The 17,104-nt window shown below is 58.7% G+C and carries 19 protein-coding genes; 9 read left to right on the top strand and 10 right to left on the bottom strand.

Going from position 1 to position 17,104, the window contains the following annotated elements; translation table 11 throughout:
- Positions 1-20: 20 nt before the first annotated feature.
- Genes DHN10_RS10655 through dtd form a run of 6 tightly spaced genes read left to right on the top strand, consistent with a single transcriptional unit; the run spans position 21 to position 4,533 of the window.
- Positions 21-1,127: an SPFH domain-containing protein gene (locus DHN10_RS10655; RefSeq protein WP_108815314.1), complete on the top strand. Its 1,107-nt coding sequence runs from the start codon at positions 21-23 to the stop codon at positions 1,125-1,127.
- Between the two features lie 6 nt (positions 1,128-1,133).
- Positions 1,134-1,658 carry a cytochrome b gene (locus DHN10_RS10660; RefSeq protein ID WP_234417105.1) on the top strand — a complete coding sequence of 175 codons (525 nt, stop codon included), beginning with the start codon at positions 1,134-1,136 and terminating at the stop codon, positions 1,656-1,658.
- Positions 1,655-2,077: a hypothetical protein gene (locus DHN10_RS10665; protein WP_108815316.1), complete on the top strand. Its 423-nt coding sequence runs from the start codon at positions 1,655-1,657 to the stop codon at positions 2,075-2,077. The genes DHN10_RS10660 and DHN10_RS10665 overlap by 4 nt, the downstream gene beginning before the upstream one ends.
- A gap of 1 nt (position 2,078) precedes the next feature.
- Positions 2,079-3,182 (top strand): TFIIB-type zinc finger domain-containing protein, encoded by a 1,104-nt coding sequence (locus tag DHN10_RS10670; RefSeq protein WP_108815317.1) that lies wholly within the window; start codon positions 2,079-2,081, stop codon positions 3,180-3,182.
- Positions 3,183-3,202: 20 nt separating this feature from the next.
- Positions 3,203-4,099: a carbohydrate kinase family protein gene (locus tag DHN10_RS10675; RefSeq protein ID WP_108815318.1), complete on the top strand. Its 897-nt coding sequence runs from the start codon at positions 3,203-3,205 to the stop codon at positions 4,097-4,099.
- Positions 4,096-4,533 carry a D-aminoacyl-tRNA deacylase gene (gene dtd, locus DHN10_RS10680; RefSeq protein ID WP_108815319.1) on the top strand — a complete coding sequence of 146 codons (438 nt, stop codon included), beginning with the start codon at positions 4,096-4,098 and terminating at the stop codon, positions 4,531-4,533. Before DHN10_RS10675 ends, dtd begins: the two co-directional genes overlap by 4 nt.
- On the opposite strand, the gene DHN10_RS10685 is transcribed toward dtd, so the two are convergent.
- Genes DHN10_RS10685 through DHN10_RS10695 form a run of 3 tightly spaced genes read right to left on the bottom strand, consistent with a single transcriptional unit; the run spans position 4,530 to position 6,537 of the window.
- The gene (locus tag DHN10_RS10685; RefSeq protein WP_108815320.1) at positions 4,530-5,324 is read right to left on the bottom strand and encodes a metal ABC transporter permease; all 795 of its coding nucleotides are present in this window, start codon (positions 5,322-5,324) and stop codon (positions 4,530-4,532) included. The genes dtd and DHN10_RS10685 overlap by 4 nt on opposite strands.
- Positions 5,324-6,061, bottom strand: coding sequence for an ATP-binding cassette domain-containing protein (locus tag DHN10_RS10690; protein ID WP_108815321.1), 738 nt, complete (start codon positions 6,059-6,061; stop codon positions 5,324-5,326). The genes DHN10_RS10685 and DHN10_RS10690 overlap by 1 nt, the downstream gene beginning before the upstream one ends.
- Positions 6,058-6,537 (bottom strand): transcriptional repressor, encoded by a 480-nt coding sequence (locus tag DHN10_RS10695; protein WP_108815322.1) that lies wholly within the window; start codon positions 6,535-6,537, stop codon positions 6,058-6,060. Before DHN10_RS10695 ends, DHN10_RS10690 begins: the two co-directional genes overlap by 4 nt.
- Before the next feature lie 69 nt (positions 6,538-6,606).
- On the opposite strand from DHN10_RS10695, the gene DHN10_RS10700 reads away from it, so the two are divergent.
- The gene (locus DHN10_RS10700; RefSeq protein WP_108815323.1) at positions 6,607-7,698 is read left to right on the top strand and encodes a zinc ABC transporter substrate-binding protein; all 1,092 of its coding nucleotides are present in this window, start codon (positions 6,607-6,609) and stop codon (positions 7,696-7,698) included.
- On the opposite strand, the gene DHN10_RS10705 is transcribed toward DHN10_RS10700, so the two are convergent.
- Together DHN10_RS10705 and DHN10_RS10710 are read right to left on the bottom strand one after the other, a co-directional pair.
- Positions 7,699-9,258, bottom strand: a complete 1,560-nt coding sequence (locus tag DHN10_RS10705; protein ID WP_108815324.1) for a trimethylamine methyltransferase family protein — start codon at positions 9,256-9,258, stop codon at positions 7,699-7,701.
- Between the two features lie 90 nt (positions 9,259-9,348).
- A complete protein-coding gene (locus tag DHN10_RS10710) occupies positions 9,349-10,125 on the bottom strand; it encodes an HAD family hydrolase (protein WP_108815325.1) in 777 nt (258 codons plus the stop codon).
- Here DHN10_RS10710 and DHN10_RS10715 point away from each other — a divergent pair.
- Positions 10,107-13,292, top strand: coding sequence for a 2Fe-2S iron-sulfur cluster-binding protein (locus tag DHN10_RS10715; RefSeq protein WP_108815326.1), 3,186 nt, complete (start codon positions 10,107-10,109; stop codon positions 13,290-13,292). The genes DHN10_RS10710 and DHN10_RS10715 overlap by 19 nt on opposite strands.
- Here the strand turns inward: DHN10_RS10715 and DHN10_RS10720 are convergent.
- Positions 13,289-13,567, bottom strand: coding sequence for a DUF3572 domain-containing protein (locus tag DHN10_RS10720; protein WP_108815327.1), 279 nt, complete (start codon positions 13,565-13,567; stop codon positions 13,289-13,291). The genes DHN10_RS10715 and DHN10_RS10720 overlap by 4 nt on opposite strands.
- Before the next feature lie 97 nt (positions 13,568-13,664).
- On the opposite strand from DHN10_RS10720, the gene DHN10_RS10725 reads away from it, so the two are divergent.
- Positions 13,665-15,050 (top strand): diguanylate cyclase, encoded by a 1,386-nt coding sequence (locus DHN10_RS10725; protein ID WP_108815328.1) that lies wholly within the window; start codon positions 13,665-13,667, stop codon positions 15,048-15,050.
- On the opposite strand, the gene DHN10_RS10730 is transcribed toward DHN10_RS10725, so the two are convergent.
- From DHN10_RS10730 to DHN10_RS10745, 4 genes are all read right to left on the bottom strand, one after another.
- Entirely contained in the window at positions 15,039-15,530 is a 492-nt protein-coding gene (locus tag DHN10_RS10730; RefSeq protein WP_108815329.1) for a periplasmic heavy metal sensor, read from the bottom strand. The two genes, DHN10_RS10725 and DHN10_RS10730, sit on opposite strands and share 12 nt — an antisense overlap.
- A complete protein-coding gene (locus DHN10_RS10735) occupies positions 15,523-15,882 on the bottom strand; it encodes a hypothetical protein (protein ID WP_234417106.1) in 360 nt (119 codons plus the stop codon). The genes DHN10_RS10730 and DHN10_RS10735 overlap by 8 nt, the downstream gene beginning before the upstream one ends.
- A complete protein-coding gene (locus DHN10_RS10740; protein WP_108815331.1) occupies positions 15,866-16,459 on the bottom strand; it encodes an RNA polymerase sigma factor in 594 nt (197 codons plus the stop codon). The genes DHN10_RS10735 and DHN10_RS10740 overlap by 17 nt, the downstream gene beginning before the upstream one ends.
- A gap of 74 nt (positions 16,460-16,533) precedes the next feature.
- Complete coding sequence (locus tag DHN10_RS10745; protein ID WP_108815689.1) at positions 16,534-16,989, bottom strand: EF-hand domain-containing protein; 456 nt, start codon at positions 16,987-16,989, stop codon at positions 16,534-16,536.
- Positions 16,990-17,104 lie beyond the last annotated feature (115 nt).

Here is a 17,104-nt window from a genome sequence, read left to right on the forward strand (position 1 = left end):
CAATGGAGAGGACCTGATACATGGGCATTTTCGATTTTCTGACGGGCGAGTTTATCGACGTCATCCACTGGACCGACAACACCCGCGACACGATGGTCTGGCGGTTTGAGCGTGAAGATCATGAAATCAAATACGGGGCCAAGCTGACGGTCCGCGAAGGTCAGGCGGCCGTGTTCGTGCATGAAGGGCAGTTGGCGGATGTCTTTACCCCCGGCCTTTACATGTTGGAAACCAACAACATGCCGATCATGACGACGTTGCAGCATTGGGACCACGGCTTTCAAAGCCCGTTCAAATCCGAAATCTATTTCGTAAACACAACCCGGTTCTCTAACCTCAAATGGGGCACAAAGAACCCGATCATGCTGCGTGATCCGGAATTCGGACCAACCCGCCTGCGCGCATTTGGCACCTATACCGTGAAAGTGGCGGATGCGGCCGTGTTCCTGCGGGAAATCGTGGGCACCGACGGTGAGTTCACCATGGATGAGATCAGCTATCAGATCCGCAACATCATTGTGCAGGAATTCAGCCGCGCCATCGCGAAGTCGGGCATTCCCGTTCTCGATATGGCGGCAAATACCGCTGAGGTCGGACAACTGGTGGCCAGCGCCATTGATCCCACGCTCAAGCAATATGGTCTGACGATCCCGGAACTGTACATAGAGAACATCAGCCTGCCACCGGCCGTGGAAAAGGCGCTGGATGAACGCACTTCGCGCGGAGTTGCGGGCAATCTGGACGATCATATGAAATGGAAAGCGGCCGAGGCCATGACCACGGAAGGCTCTGCCGCTGGCAACGCCATGGGGATGGGCATGGGTGCAGGTCTGGGCATGCAGATGGGCCAGATGAACAGCCCCTGGGGTCAAGCGGCAGCACAGGCCCCGCAAGCCCCAACCCCGCCGCCGCCGCCACATGTCGAACATGTCTGGCATATTGCTGATGCAGGCGACGTCACCGGCCCTTACTCAAAGGCCAAGCTGGGCCGCATGGTCACCGAAGGCGGGCTGACCCGCGACAGCATGGTTTGGACCCAAGGTCAGGACGGCTGGATGAAGGCAGGTGATGTGATCGAACTGGCGCAATTGTTCACCGTCATGCCACCCCCACCCCCGGCGGTGTAACCACTGATGCGTCGTATTGCTCTAAAGTGGCTGCACTGGGGCAGCTTTTTTCTAATTGCCTATTTTTTCTTCGCCGAACCCGAAGATGTGGACCGCCTAGGCGCAGCAGCTTTGGCCACCCACGCTGGTGTTGGCATTCTGTTGGCCTTGGTCGTTGCCAGCTGGACCGTGATGTATCTGCGCAAGGGTCTGGCTGGGCGCCCCGGCCCAAAGCTACCTGCAACAGCGAAACAGTTTCACAGTTTGGGCCACAAGGCGATGCATGTTGCGTTACCCGTGATGGTCTTGACTGGCGCTTTGGCGGGGTTCGCGGCGCCTTATGTGATCAAGGCGTTTGGGGTGTTGCCCATCAACGGCGGTTGGGGTGCGCGCGGCATTCATGGCTTCTTTGAGGAAATCCACGAGATTTCGTTCAACATCATGTTGGGCGCGATCATCGTACACGCAACATTCCATCTATGGCGGCATTTTATGCTGAAAGACAACGCATTGCGCATCATGACCCCCAAAGCATTGCACAAATACCTATGACGCAACGCCGCCTAACAATCCTGCTGCATTGGTCGGTACTGATGCTGGTCCTGATCATGCTCAAAGACGGGACGTCGGCCTTGCTGGTTCGCTGGGCGTTTGTGATCGGAGGCGCATTCTGGGTGGGCATGGCACTGACCCGTGGCATGATGTGCAAGCCCGGCCCTAGACTGCAAGGCCCGTTGCGCAAATCCTATCGTTGGATGCATCGCGGCCTTTATGTAATCTTGGCCATGACGGTCGTGCTGAACGGCTCCGCCCTGATCGGCTGGCTGCCACGTAACACCGGATGGAACGCTCTCTTGATTCTGCTGACGGCAGGCACCTTACATGGTCTGTTTCATTTTTGGCGGCACAATGTGCTGTTTGACGGCGCTTTGCGGGTGATGGCGCCGCGCTTTGTGCATAAGATACTTTGATATGGCAGACGCTCAAACCACTCACGCTGAACACCGTTTTCCCTGCGACACCTGCGGGTCTGACTTGCGCTTTGATCCGGGCGATCATCAGCTGATCTGTGATCACTGCGGGAATATCGAACAAATCGAAAGCGCTGGACCGTGGAAAGGCAGCATCACAGAGTTGGATTTTCGTCAGGCCGTCGCCCATCGGCTCGCCGACGAAGACATCGAGGAAACCCGCGTCAATACATGCCCTAATTGCGGCGCGCAGACCGAGTTTGACCCCGATATTCACGCTGCAGAATGCCCGTTTTGTGCCACACCGGTTGTCACCGACACTGGCGCGCATCGGCATATCAAGCCACGCGGGTTGCTGCCATTTGAGCTGGACGAGAAACGCGCGCGCGGTGCCTTGGTCGGCTGGCTTGGCGGCCTGTGGTTCGCCCCAAATGGTCTGACCGATTACGCCCGGAAGGGCCGCAAGATGAACGGCATCTATGTACCCTACTGGACCTTCGATGCCGACACCAAGAGCCAATACACCGGCCAGCGCGGCACGCATTACTACGAAACCAAAACAGTGATGCGCGACGGCAAGCGCCAACAGGTCCGCGTGCGCAAGACCCGTTGGCGGCGCGTCTCTGGCCGGGTGGCGCGATTTTTTGATGATGTGCTGGTGCTCGCTTCGCGTTCACTGCCCAAGACATACACCGATGGGCTCGAACCTTGGGATCTTTCTGCATTGGAGCCTTACAAACCCGAATACCTCGCCGGGTTCCGCGCCGAAGGCTATCAGGTTGAATTGACAGACGGTTTTGACGAGGCCCGCGCCTTTATGGATCGGATGATCAGACGTGACGTGAAGTATGACATTGGCGGTGACGATCAGCGCATCGGCTCGGTCGAAACCGACGTGCACGACGTCACGTTTAAGCATATCCTGCTGCCGATCTGGCTGGCGGCCTACAAGTATCGCGGTAAAACCTACCGGTTTGTGGTGAACGGGCGCACCGGCCGGGTACAGGGCGAACGACCCTATTCGGCCTGGAAGATCGCCTTTGCAGTTGTCATTGGTCTTATTCTTGCGCTAATCGCTGGATTTGTTATCGCTAACAGCCAATAGATGAAGAGGGAGTTCCTGCAATGATCCTGTGCTGCGGAGAAGCGCTGATCGACATGCTACCGCGTGAGACAGCAACGGGCGAAAGTGCCTTTGCGCCTCATGCGGGCGGGTCCGTCTATAATACCGCCATCGCCTTGGGCCGTTTGGATGCATCGGTGCAATTCTTTTCTGGCCTGTCATCTGATCTGTTTGGTGACCTGCTGCGCGATGGATTGACCGCATCCAAAGTGGACAGCAGCCCCGCCGCCATTTCTGACCGCCCCACGACATTGGCTTTTGTGAAACTCACCAACGGCCATGCGTCTTATGCCTTTTATGATGAGAACACGGCGGGTCGCATGCTCACCCCGGATGACCTACCTGATGTGACGGCAGATGCGTTGTTTTTTGGCGGGATCAGCCTTGTGGTTGAACCTTGTGGTGCCGCCTATGAAGCACTGATGCTGCGTGAAGCGCCCCAGCGGCTGACGATGATCGACCCCAACATCCGGCCATCTTTTATCACGGATGAGGCTGGCTATCGCGCACGCTTGGCCCGGATGCTGGGTGCCGCAGATATCATCAAAACATCCGACGAAGACCTCGAATGGATCACGGGCAACACCGATGCGCAGGCGCTGCTGGCCGAAACCGGGGCGCAGGTGGTCCTGCTGACACGTGGTGGCGAAGGCGTCAGCGTCGTGACGCCATCCGGCACCATCAACGTGCCCGCGCAAAAGGCCACGGTCGTGGATACGGTCGGGGCTGGCGACACTTTCAGTGCCGGTTTCCTAGCTTATTTGCACCAAAACGGACATCTGACCAAAGCAACTCTTGGCGCAGGCGACCTGCGTGCCGCTGCGGCCTTTGGTGCCAAGGTCGCCGCCATCACAGTCAGCCGCGCTGGCGCCAATCCGCCTTGGGCGACCGAACTGTGAGAGCACTGATCCAACGGGTGACCGAAGCCTCTGTCACGGTTGACGACACAATCATCGGAGAGATTGGCACAGGCCTGCTGATCCTCGTTTGTGCGATGGACGGGGATGATCCCGCCAAACCTGAAACCCTTGCTACCAAGATCAGCAAGCTACGCATCTTCACCGATGACGCTGGCAAAATGAACCGCTCATTGGTTGATGTCGGAGGAGCCGCCTTGATTGTCAGCCAGTTCACTTTGGCCGCCGATACATCACGCGGTAACAGACCCGGATTTTCGCAAGCGGCCAAGCCCGAAACCGGCCGCGCGCTCTATGAACAGTTCGTGCGCGATGTTAGCGCCTTGGGCATTGCCACGGCCACCGGATCATTCGGCGCCGACATGGCCGTGCGCCTGACCAATGACGGCCCCGTGACAATCTGGCTGGACGTCTAGGTTAGCTTGCGCAGGGTCCGCCCCAAAGCGCTGACTGCAAAAATCGCAACGGCCACGCAGATAATCGCTGGCCCAACCGGCACGTCCAAAATGACCGCAAGCCGCAGCCCTGCGATAGCCGACAGCGCGCCGATCGCCATAGAAAGCAGCGCCATGCGTTCAGGCGTGGTGGCATAGCTGCGCGCAGAGGCCGCTGGAATGATCAACAGGGCCGTAATCAGCAACGCCCCCACCACCTTGATCGCGACAGCGACAACCCCTGCCAAAAGCAATGTCAGGATCAGTTGCGCGCGGCGTGGGTTCAGATCAGCAGCATAGGCCAGATCAGGGCTGAGTGTGGCCGTAAGCATCGCCTGCCACTGCCACCACAGAATAGCCACGACGATGGCACCGCCGCCCCAAATCACGGCCAGATCCATCCGCGTGACACTCAGCACGTCACCAAACAAGTAAGCGTCCAGATCAATGCGTTGCCCCGGTATCAGCGTTACAGCCACCAAACCCAACGCCAGCGCCCCATGCGCCAGCACACCTAGCATCGTATCAACAGACGTGCCTTGCCCGCTTAACCCGTGGATCAGCAGGGCCATGGCCAAGGCGACCGATCCAACGCCCAGCGTGATCGAAGTGCCAAAAAGCAGCGCCAAAGCCACGCCCAGAACGGCGGCATGGGCCGTCGCATCACCAAAATAGGCCATGCGTCGCCAGACGACGAAACAGCCCAGCAGGCCTGCGGCGATTGCCGTTCCAACGCCTGCCAAGGCTGCGCGCACCAAAAAATCGTCCAGCATTACTCAGCAGCCTCATGGTGGTGGTCATGGTCGTGCCCGTGGTCGTGATCATGCCGATATAGCGCCAGCGCACCCCCGGTCCCCGATCCAAACAATTCACGATAGGCCGGTGCGGCCGAAACAACCTCGGGCGTGCCTTCGCAACAGATATGGCCGTTAAGACAAATCACCCTGTCCGAGGCGCTCATCACGACGTGCAATTCGTGGCTGACCATCAGGACAGCACAGCCCAGATCACGGCGCACCGCATCAATCTGGCGATAAAAGGCGGCTGACCCCGGTTGATCAAGACCCTGCGTTGCCTCATCCAGCATCAGCACATCCGGCTTGCCCAAAATCGCCCGCGCCAACAGCACCCGTTGGAACTGCCCACCAGAGAGCGACGCCATCTGCCGCTCGGTCAGGCCAGCGACACCGGCTTTTTCCAAGGCATTTTCTGCTGCGGCATGATTGACTGCCTTGGGCAAATTGAGAAAGCGACGCACGGTGATCGGCAATGTGGGATCGATATGCAGCTTTTGCGGCACATAGCCGATACGCAACCCCGTCGCCCGCGTGATCGTGCCCTTGCGCGGCTGTAACGCACCGATCAGCACCCGCAACAACGTGGATTTGCCAGAGCCATTGGGGCCGACAATCGTAACAATCTCTCCGGGATCCAGCGACAGGTTCACACCTTGCAACACGGTTTGGCCACCATGGCCAAAATCAATGTTGCGCGCATCAATCAAGCTCATGCCGTGACCTCCGGTTGGCAACGCGGGCACAGCCCTTCGGCTTCGATCACCGTCTGCTCGATCATGAACCCGCTTTGCTTGGCGGTTTTGCCGAGGGCCGCTTCGGCCAGTGCCTCGGCAACAACGCCGCAACTGCGACAGATCATAAAGGCCGGATCATGGGCCGCACCGGGATGGGTGCAGGCGATGAATGCATTGAGCCGCTCAATGCGATGCACAAAACCCTGTTCGATCAGAAAGGTCAGCGCGCGATAGGCAACCGGCGGCTTGGAGCCGAGACCTTCGGCATCCAACCGGGCCAGCACATCATAGGCACCCATGGCAGCGTGACTTTCCAACAAAATCTCGAGCACGCGGCGGCGCACCGGGGTCAGTTGCACAGCACGCGCAGCACATGCTGCATCAGCAGCGTTCAGCGCGGACCGAATGCAGGCGTTGTGGTCATGACTGGCAAATCCAAGGGTCTTTTGAGGCATCTTTGGCTCTTGTTATGTTATAACATAATTAATATACGATCAGCGCTCTTAAAGGACAAGGACCCAATCATGATTCGCTACATCGCCCCCTTCGCGCTGCTTCCCTTGACGGCTAATGCAGAGGCCCCGAAGGTTATCACAGATATTGCCCCGATCCACAGCCTGACCGCGCAAGTGATGGGTGATTTGGGCACGCCGGATCTGCTGCTGCCCCCCGGCGCTGACCCGCATGACTTTGCGTTGCGGCCCAGCGATGCGGACCGTTTGGGTAATGCGGCACTCGTGATCTGGGTCGGGCATGGGCTAACGCCGTGGCTGGAAGAGCCGCTGGAGATCCTTGCACCTTCCGCCATACAGCTAGAGCTGTTGGAAACAGACGGTTGGGAGACCCTTGAAATCCGTGACTTGAAAGAGATCGGCGCCAATGACGATCACGAGCATGACGAAGACGGGCATGACGATCACGACCATGACGATCACGATCATGACGAAGACGAGCATGACGATCACGAACATGACGAAGATGGGCATGACGAAGATGGGCACGAAGAAGAGCATGAAGAACATGGACACGACGACGACCATGACGCGCATGACGAAGACGATGATCACGACGCGCATGGACATGACGCACATGACCACGGTGATTTCGACCCACATGCTTGGGGCGACCCTGAAATTGCACAGGTTTGGCTGGGCCATATCGCAACAGCTCTTTCCGAGGCTGACCCTGACAACGCTGCAACCTATCAGGCCAACGCTGAAGCCGCACAAGCCAGCATTGCCACACTTGATGCCACGCTGACCGCACGTCTGGCACCGCTTGCAGGGCAAAACTACATCCTGCCACATGACGGCTATCAGTATTTTGAAGCACGTTATGGCCTAACAGCCGTCGGTGCATTGGCCGATGTCGATGGGCGCACGCCGGGTCCCGCACAGGTCTCTGCCTTACGCGATCAAATGGCAGCCGAAGGGATCATTTGTGTTTTCAGTGATCGTGCAATCGGTGATCGTTGGGCCGCCATCCTCACAGAAGGGAACGACGCAAACACCGCCACACTTGATGCGATTGGTGTTGGATTGACAGCAGGTCCTGCGCTTTACACGGATCTGATGGAACGTCTTGGTGGGTCGTTTGAGGACTGCCTGACAAAGTGATCAGAAATCGGTGGGCGCACCGCCCTCGGCCTTGCGCCGGTCAACAAAGGCGGTGAGCTCTTCCTTGATCGCAATGTCCATTGGCGGTTCTTCAAACTGGGCGATAATATCCTTGAACGTGCGATGCGCGCGTTCAGCCGTCCAGATGCCGCCTGCAACCTCCCAGGCTTCGAAGTTGCGCCAGTCCGACACGAAGGGCTGGTAAAACGCATCTTCATAGCGGTCTTGCGTGTGTTGTATCCCAAAGAAATGGCCATTGGGGCCGACTTCCTTGATCGCATCAATGGCGATGTCATCGGGGCCGGTGCCAATGACCTCTGGCTCCAAATAGCGCTGGATCATTTGCAGCACTTCGCAATCCATCACAAATTTCTCAGGGCTGGCGATCAGACCACCCTCTAGCCACCCGGCGGCGTGATAAACGACGTTGGTGCCCGACTGGACGGACGCCCAAAGCGAATTTGACGTTTCCCACATGGCCTGCCCATCCGGGACATTGGCAGCACAGACACCCGACGACCGCATCGGCAAGCCATAAAACCGCGCCATCTGGCCCGTCATCTGGGTCGCGCGCATGTATTCGGGCGTCCCAAATGCCGGTGCGCCGGATTTCATATCGACGTTGCTGGTGAATGTGCCAATCACGCAAGCCGCACCGGGGCGGACGTATTGGAACAGGGCAATCGCACTGATCGCCTCGGCAATCGACAGGGTCACAGCACCCGACATCGTCACAGGTGCCATTGCCCCCGCAAGGGTGAATGGTGTGACCACCACAGCCTGCCCCCGCCGCACACAGCGCAAACAGCCATCAATCATCGGCACATCGTGCTTGAGCGGCGAAGTGGAGTTGATGTTGGTATACATATGCGGTTTCGCGGCGAACTCTTCCTCTGTCAGACCACCTGCGATCTTGACCATCTCCATCACATCTTCGACCCGCTCTTTTCCCAGTGAATAGGCGTGAGCGACTTTGTCGGTCAGGATCATCTTGTCATAGACGACATCAAGGTGACGGACCGAGGCGTGCACATCGACAGGTTCCACCGGATAGCCGCCCGCAAAATGGATACAGTTGAAATACTGAGTGAGCCGCAACAGGTTAGCGCATTGATTGCGATTGCCAGAGACTTTCTTGCCGATCTCAAGATCAAAGTAGTTGGGCGGCGAAGACACGTTCCCGAAAAGAATGTGCTTGCCACCAATGGTAATTTTCCGGTCCGGATTACGTGGTGTGATGTCGAATTGCGCCGGCGCATGGGCCAGCATTTCCATCACCCAATCGCGCCCCATGCGCACATTCGTGCCATTGACGGTACAGCCTGCCTCTTTGAACAGCGCCAGCGCTTCTTCGTTGAGGAATTCAATGCCGATATCTTCCAGAATGCGCATGGCCCCATCGTGGATAGCCTGCACGCCTTCGGGGCCAAGCGGCTCGGTCGGGCGATCGGTGTTGACCGGCAAGCGCCAAGGCATCTGTTCGATCACAGCTGTGCCGCGCCGAGTGGCTGCCCCGGCCCGTCCGCCACCGCGCCGCCTTGATCTTGCTGTGTCCGACATATTGCCCACTCCTTGGTTCCTGCAAGGCAGGATGGCAAAGGAAAGCGGCTAACGATGATGGGAAACCGACATTCGCTGTCGGATTCAGGATCAGATGAGGTTTTCGGCCTGCAGCCACGCCGGAATATCGCCGATTGTAGGCAAGACCACATCAGCAAAAGGGGCCAATTCGTCATGCGCTGCAGGGCCGGTCAAAACACCGACCGTGCGCATTTGGGCCGCCTGCCCTGCATGCAGATCATGGGTGCTGTCACCCACCATCAGACAGGCCGATGGATCAAGCCCGGTGGCGTCGCAAAACGCCAGCAACTGCCCCGGTTCAGGTTTTGCCCCATAGCCGCTGTCATATCCGGCGATGAAATCAAAATGCCCGGTGACGCCTGCACGCTCCAGATGTCGCCGCGCGGGGGCTTCGGCATCATTCGTGACGATCCCTAACTGTAAACCCGTCGCGCGCAGCGCGTCATAGTAGGCAACCAAAGGCACCACTTCGACCTGCGTCACTTCTGACGCTGTGGTATTCATCCTGGTCAGGAGCGTTTCGCGATCCAGTCCCGCGATCACCGTCATAATGCGATCCGCGACCTCGCCTGCCGTGGCCGCAATCACAATGCTGCTGGGGTCAAACCGATTGGCTTGCGTATTGTAACCCAGCGCCGCTGCCAACCTGTCGAACAGAACCGGATCGCCGCCGGTTTCCGCCTCTAGCATGCCGCGCGCCCAGACGCCCCATGTCGCGTTGAAATCAAACAAGGTCCCGTCCTTGTCAAAAATGATGCCCTGAATCACGCCTGCCTCGTTGGTTGTTGCATTGACACCGGACCCTGCCCGCAAGACGGTGTCAACCGATGTTAAAGCTCCGCTCATACAAGTCCCGCCCTATGCACTTGGGACCATTCCCGCTTGAGACCCTGAAACGGCAATCCAATGTCGATCCGGCCGGGTTGCCGCCCATGGAACCCGTGACCTTTCGCAGGTCCGATGAACCGCGCAGCATCGTCAATGCGATGCAGGATTATCAAGCAATGCTGGACGCAACACGCGACGGCATGGTCAAGAAAGAGATCGCCGAAATCCCCATTGATCCGCAAGAGCGGGCCGATCACCTCAAAGCCTTTGGCTATTACTGCGACGCCAGCATGGTTGGCACCTGCAAGCTGACGCCAGAGGCGTGGCTTGAGGCGCCATTGGTCAACCCCGACGTGGACAGGCTGGCGGGCAAACTGCGCACCATGCAGACCAAGACCCTTGCCGCAGGGATCGACGTGATCATGGCGGGCCTGCGCGAGAGCATGGCACTCCCACCCGTCGACTGCCGCCATCATACGGATGCGATTGTCTTTCTTTATGATCACCCGCGACCGCCAAAGACCGGCGAACTGGGGACGGATTGGATCAGCGACGCCTTGCCCCAACGCGCCTGCCTGCGCGGTATGGAAACCGCCGTGACGCTGGCAAGCTACATCCGCACCTTGGGATATGACGCAAGGGCGCATTCCATGGCGGCCTCTGACATGCATCTGGGGGCTTTGGCCGCAAGTGCAGGGTTGGTCGCAATGGAAAGCGGCCAGTTATTGAATCCGTTCACTGGCGCACGCTACGGGTTGGCTGCGGTCACCACGACGCTGGCCATGACCCCAGACCAACCGTTGCAGCCGGGCCAGACCCCGCCCATGACATATCAGACCGGGCTGGGCACCCACGCGAAAACCGCGCGCAATCGCGATCCCTTTGCCAAGCGCAACTATGTCGATGGCCCGCACCCTTTCGAAACACTGAAACGGGTCGATGAACCTACAACTTATATTGACCGGCCCAATGTGGCGCGTGTGCCTAAACGTGCCAACCTCTTTGCCCGTGCCCTTTTTGGCGACATGGGCAAACATGTGCAGGACGCCACCAAGAACGGCAATTATGTGCGCAAGTCGGCTGCCGCTTACGCCTTCCGCCCATCACTAGGGGCCTTTGTTTTGCTGCAGGATGGCGAAGCAGCACCGGACCAAATCAGCGACACGCCCGAAAGCAATGCCGCCAACATCAAGGCCGCACTCTATTTCCTCGGCGTTGACGCCGTGGGCCTCTCGGCCTGCCCCGATTGGGCCTACTATAGCCATGACGCGGCAGGCGAACCGATTACACCTTACCACGACAACGCCATCTCTATGATCGTCGATCAGGGGCACGAAACGATGGAGGGCGCATCGGGTGACGATTGGATCGCCTGCGCCCAATCGATGCGCGCTTATCTGCGGTTTTCGCTGCTGGGTGGAGTACTAGCCCAGCACCTGCGCAACCTTGGCTACACTGCCCGCGTGCATTCAGTCATGGACGAAGAGGTGCTGCACCCGCCGCTTTTGCTGCTGTCGGGTTTAGGTGAGGTCAGCCGTATTGGCGAAGTGATCCTGAACCCCTTCCTTGGCCCGCGTCTCAAATCAGGTGTGGTGACTACGAACATGCCGATGGTGCATGACAAGCCCATCGACTTTGGTCTGCAGAAATTCTGCGATGCCTGCAACAAATGCGCCCGCGAATGCCCGTCTGGCGCGATCACCGCTGGGCCAAAGCTGATGTTCAACGGTTACGAGATCTGGAAATCCGACAGTCAGAAATGCACGACATACCGCGTCAGTCAGAAAAACGGGGCGATGTGCGGGCGCTGCATGAAAACCTGCCCGTGGAACCTTGAAGGCTTGTTCGCCGAAGCGCCCTTTCGCAAGCTCGCCATGTCTGTGCCCCAAGCGGCTAAGAGCCTTGCCGCATTGGACGACAGGTTAAGCAAAGGATCGATCAACCCGGTCAAGAAATGGTGGTGGGATCTGGAGATGGAGGATGATGGCGCCTATCGCCCCTCTCGCCATGAAGTAAACGCACGTGACCTGCAAAGGGACCTTGACCTGCGCTATGAGGATCAGACACTCGCCGTCTATCCCGCGCCACTTGCTCCGCCGCCCTATCCATGGCCCGCGCCCATGGACCGCGAAGCCGGGATTGCCGCCTATGAGGCGATGATCCCTGCTGCCGAACACCGCACGCGGCGGGCACAAGGAAAACCGGCAGAGCATGAATACGCGGCTGATCAAGGCGATGCTCCTGTCATCCCCGTTGTCATCAGCAAAATCGAAAACATGACCGATGCCGTGACCAAATACGAATTCGCCCTGCCCGATGGCCGCGACCTGCCCCCGGCCACAGCAGGCGGACACATCGATGTCGTCGTCGCCCCAGAGTTTTTCCGCCAATATTCGCTGAGCGGCGATCCGGCGGACCGCAGCAGGTACCAAATCGCCGTATTGCGCGAAGATACCGGGCGGGGCGGGTCCAAGTTGATGCACCGTATCTTCACCGAAGGGCGACGGGTTTTCATCTCACCACCCATCAATCACTTCCCACTGGTCGAAGACGCCAGCACGTCGCTGTTGTTTGGTGGTGGGATCGGGATCACCCCGATGATTGCGATGGCCCACCGGCTACATGCGATTGGCGCGGATTTTGCGTTGCACTACAGTATGCGTCAGCGCAGTGATGCAGGGTTTCTGGATGATCTGGGAAAGGTGGCATGGGCAGACAAGGTCCACCTGCATATCTCGACCGAAGGCACCCGCGCTGATCTTGCGAACCTCACCCGCTATAAACCGCGCGCGCATATCTACACCTGCGGGCCGGACATTTATATGGCGGCTGTGATGGACGCGGCAGAGGCCAACGGCTTTCCCGAAGACGCACGGCATCTTGAATATTTTGCAGTGCCTGAGCAGCCAGAGTACGAAAACCACCCTTTCACGCTTGCGCTAAAGAATGGTCGCGAGATCGCCGTGTCTAAGGACGAATCCGCTGCTGACGCATTGATCGCCGCGGGGGTGCATGTGGATGTGAAATGCGCTGACGGGTTATGTGGTGTCTGCAAATGCGGGGTTCTGGCAGGGGACGTCGAACACCGCGATTTCGTGCTTTCGAAGGCGCAACGCGAAGGACAGATGATCCTGTGCCAGAGCCGCGCAAAAGATGCTGACGGCACGGTTAAGATTGATCTTTAGGTCCAATGCACAGATTCGGCCCCCGGCAACGCATAGCGGGCGCGCAACGGTTGGTCATAACCCAGATCGATACTATCACAGAAAGCTATGACCCAAGCATCATCCATTGTGATGAAGTCCAACACCGCCGCCTGAAACGCAGGGTCAGTGGCCCGATCGCGCATGTCATCAACCGACCCGCCGCTTGCCCCTAGAAAGACAGGGCAAAGCTCTTCGTTGGTGGCCAGCCAGGCCAGCCCCTTGAGCGCAATCAGCTCGGCCTGTTCAGCAGTCATTGATCTTCCTTACACAACGGGAAACGTTTTCTTAACCAAACATGACGACATTATGCAGCACCGGAACGGGCCAGAAGGCCCAATGTAGGAGCAAGCCATGTCTGGGCGTATATTGATCATCGACGCTTCCGCGACAAACAGAATTGTGCTGAAGGTGAAAATGATGGCATCCCATTTCGCCGTTGATGCTTGTGCCACGGCAAAAGACGCGACTGCGTTGATCAGCCATGCAGCACCTGATTTGATCCTGATCAACCTCGCTGATCCTTCCGAGGACCGGCACGAATTCTGCAGGCAGTTACGCAACTCCCCTGCAACCGGAACCATTGCCATTATTGCCGTCGGCGGGGCCGACACTGCTGCAGCCCGGTTTGCTGCACTTGATGCTGGTGCTGACGATGTCTTGCCCTTCCCCACCAACGACACACTTTTACTGGCGCGTATCCGCAGCCTTTTGCGGGTCCGCACCGCAAGAGAGGAATTTGTCCTGCGCGAAAGCACCAGCCGCGCTCTTGGTTTTGATGAAACACCGACACCCTTTGGCCCCGCCGGGCGCGTCGCCCTTTTGACAGATGACCCCAGCCCCGATTTGCTGCTTTATCAAAAGCTAAAACGGGGCGTGCGGGTCGATATCCACCAACACAACACGGCATCCGTCCTTAAGGATGCCACTGTCGAACCTGTGCCCGATCTTTTTGTGATTGATGCCAGCAATCCAGCGCAAAGCACGCTTTTTGGGCTTGTGTCCGATCTGCGGGCGCGGGTTGAAACACGGTGGGCCGCACAGTTGATTGTCGTGCCCAAGGGCGCGCCGGACATGGCAGCAATGTTCCTTGATCTGGGTGCTGATGATGTGGTGTCCGCCGATTGCTGCGAAGGCGAGCTGAAGCTGCGTGCCCGCGCATTGATCGAGCGCAAGTTAGAGCAGGACAAGCTGCGCGACACAGTGCGCAGTGGGCTAAAAGCCGCAATCACAGATCCGCTCACTGGTCTTTACAACAGGCGCTATGCTGAACCGCATCTGGCACATCTGGCCGAACAGGCCGTCGCCACCGGACAACCCTTTGCCGTGATGATGATCGATATCGATCATTTCAAGTCGGTCAATGACACCTATGGGCATTCTGCAGGGGATGGGGTGCTGCGCCAACTATCGGCCATGCTGCAGGCTGGCCTGCGCACGGTTGATCTGGTCGCCCGCATGGGCGGCGAAGAATTCCTGATCGCCATGCCGGCTACGACCAGAAATCAGGCACGACTTGCCGCCGACAGGCTGCGCCATCTGATTGATGGGGCAGTTCTGGCGCAGGCCGATGACGGCGCGCCAATTTCAGTGACCATCTCTGTTGGTGTTGCGGTCAGCACGCCCTGCGCTACAGACAACCCAGCCATTGGCAAGATTTGCACCCGCGCCGATCAGGCGCTCTACAAGGCGAAGTCAAGCGGCCGCAATCAGGTCGCCATGAGCAAATCAGCCGCCTGAGCGCCGCTCTCGAAACGGGCGCGGGCGCGACAGTTCTTCGCTAAGCTGGGCGGCAAACGCCTGACGGCGTTCAGGTGTCATATCCGATACCAGTGCCAGAAATGCGGCTTGCGCTTGCATTTGTACGCCATCCATCTTTTGCGATTGTTCCTCCAACTGCGTCTGCAAGGCTGCGGGATCAAACGGTTCGGCCTGCAAGGCGGCAACCAACCCGCCAATACGTTCGCGCGGGTTCAAATCGCGCAGCGCACGGCTTTCGCGTAGGTTTCGGCTAAGTGTGCGGCGCTCTTCGCGGTTCAGGGCACGGGTCATCGGCCCGACCCCAAGATCAAAGTTGCGTGGCCCATCAGGCCCGGCCCGGCCCGAGGCGACAGATCCCACGACAATACCAGCAACGGCCAGATTTAGCGCGAGCGACAGAACCAGCACGATTTTCCAGATCCGGCGCGGCTTGGCCGGCAAAGACGGGTTTTCAGCCATCGCTCAAAGCCCCCGCATCCAACAACAAGTTCGTCGAGAAAAGATCGACGCTCACGGCATCACCCATCAAGCTCGCCGTCAGATCACTGACAGAGGAAGGCGGGGCGATGCCAACCCAGACACCCGCAACAGTGGCCGCAGCCAGCCCGCTAAGCGCGGGCCAACCACCGATGGCATCCATGATACGGGCCCACGCTCCGGGCTGATCGGCCACTTGGGCAATGGGGGCATGCTGAACGCCGGCGGCATCTGCCAGCACCCGCGCGATCAAATCATCGCTTGGCGCGACGGGCTGTTGCGCGCGAGCCTGCCCGAACAGATCGTCCAGCATGTCATCATTCGGGTTCGTCATCGTCATACCCCAGTTCTGCCTTCCGCCCCGCCATGATTGTGACAAGGGCCCGTTTCCCGCGTGCTGTAAGACTTTCCACGGACCGCACGCTGATGTCCATGATTTGCGCAATATCGGGGTTCGACAGCCCCTCAAGGTGTCGCAACGATACCGCCTGCGCCTGCCTGTCCGGCAAGGCCGTCAATGCATCTGACAGCGCCCGCATCCTTGCCTGCGTTTGCATTTGGGCCGCCGCACTTGGGCTGTCGTCCAAAGGCTCGGCTACCTGATCAAGGGCCACATTGCGCCGTTTGCGCAGTCGGTCGGTGCAAAGGTTGGCCACCACCCGGTAAAGCCAAGTGCTGACCTGTGCTTCATCTTGCCGCCACCGCGGTGCAACCTTCCACAAGCGCATCATCGCATCCTGCGCCACATCTTCGGCCTCGGCCGGATTGGCCAGCAACCGCGTGGCCTGCGCCAGAACCCGCGGCAAAAGCCGCCCCGTCAACACGCGCGCCGCCTGCCCATCGCCATTGGCGAAAGCAACCAGAACGGCGGCGTCGGATGCATCCGCAAATGGGTCTGACGATATGGTCATTGGTGAAAGTGCTAGCCCGATTGCGCATCACTGGCAATCGGCAGGGGATGCGGCACCCCCCGCCGATCGGTCGCTTACCCGCGATCCTTGCGGCCATTGCCGCGGTGCTCGCGCATCCGCTCTTTGGCGACCTCAAATTCCTCCTCGGAAATAGTGCCATCATCGTTGGCGTCAGCCCGTTCAAACATGCGTTCGGCACGATCCTGTCCACGTGTGGGCAGCTCATCGTGCTGCAACAAACCATCACCATTCTCGTCGTGGCGCTCGATCATGCGCGCCACACGATCGGCACCGCGCGCCTCTGCGGCGGCAGTCATTTCATCTGCCGACAAAGCGCCATCGCCATTGGCGTCAGCTTCGGCAAAGCGGGCCGCACCACGGGCCTGCAATTCGTCCAGCGTCAGCGCGCCGTCACCATTTGCATCCAAGGTCGCAAAGTCGGGGCGCTCGCGGTGGTTTTCTGCGGACACCGCACCGGCTGTGAACACGAGGCCTGAAAGAAGTGCTGCCATCAAAATCTTGATTTTCATTTTGTCTTTCCTTTTCATCATATCCCGCAGCCTTTTGCGCTGCTGACCCTCCTTGAACGAGGCGGCAATCCGTTTCCGTCGCGGGTTTACGAAATAACTTTTCTGGTCAAATCAG

This window comes from Loktanella sp. Alg231-35 (genome assembly GCF_900143545.1).
GTDB lineage: Bacteria > Pseudomonadota > Alphaproteobacteria > Rhodobacterales > Rhodobacteraceae > Yoonia.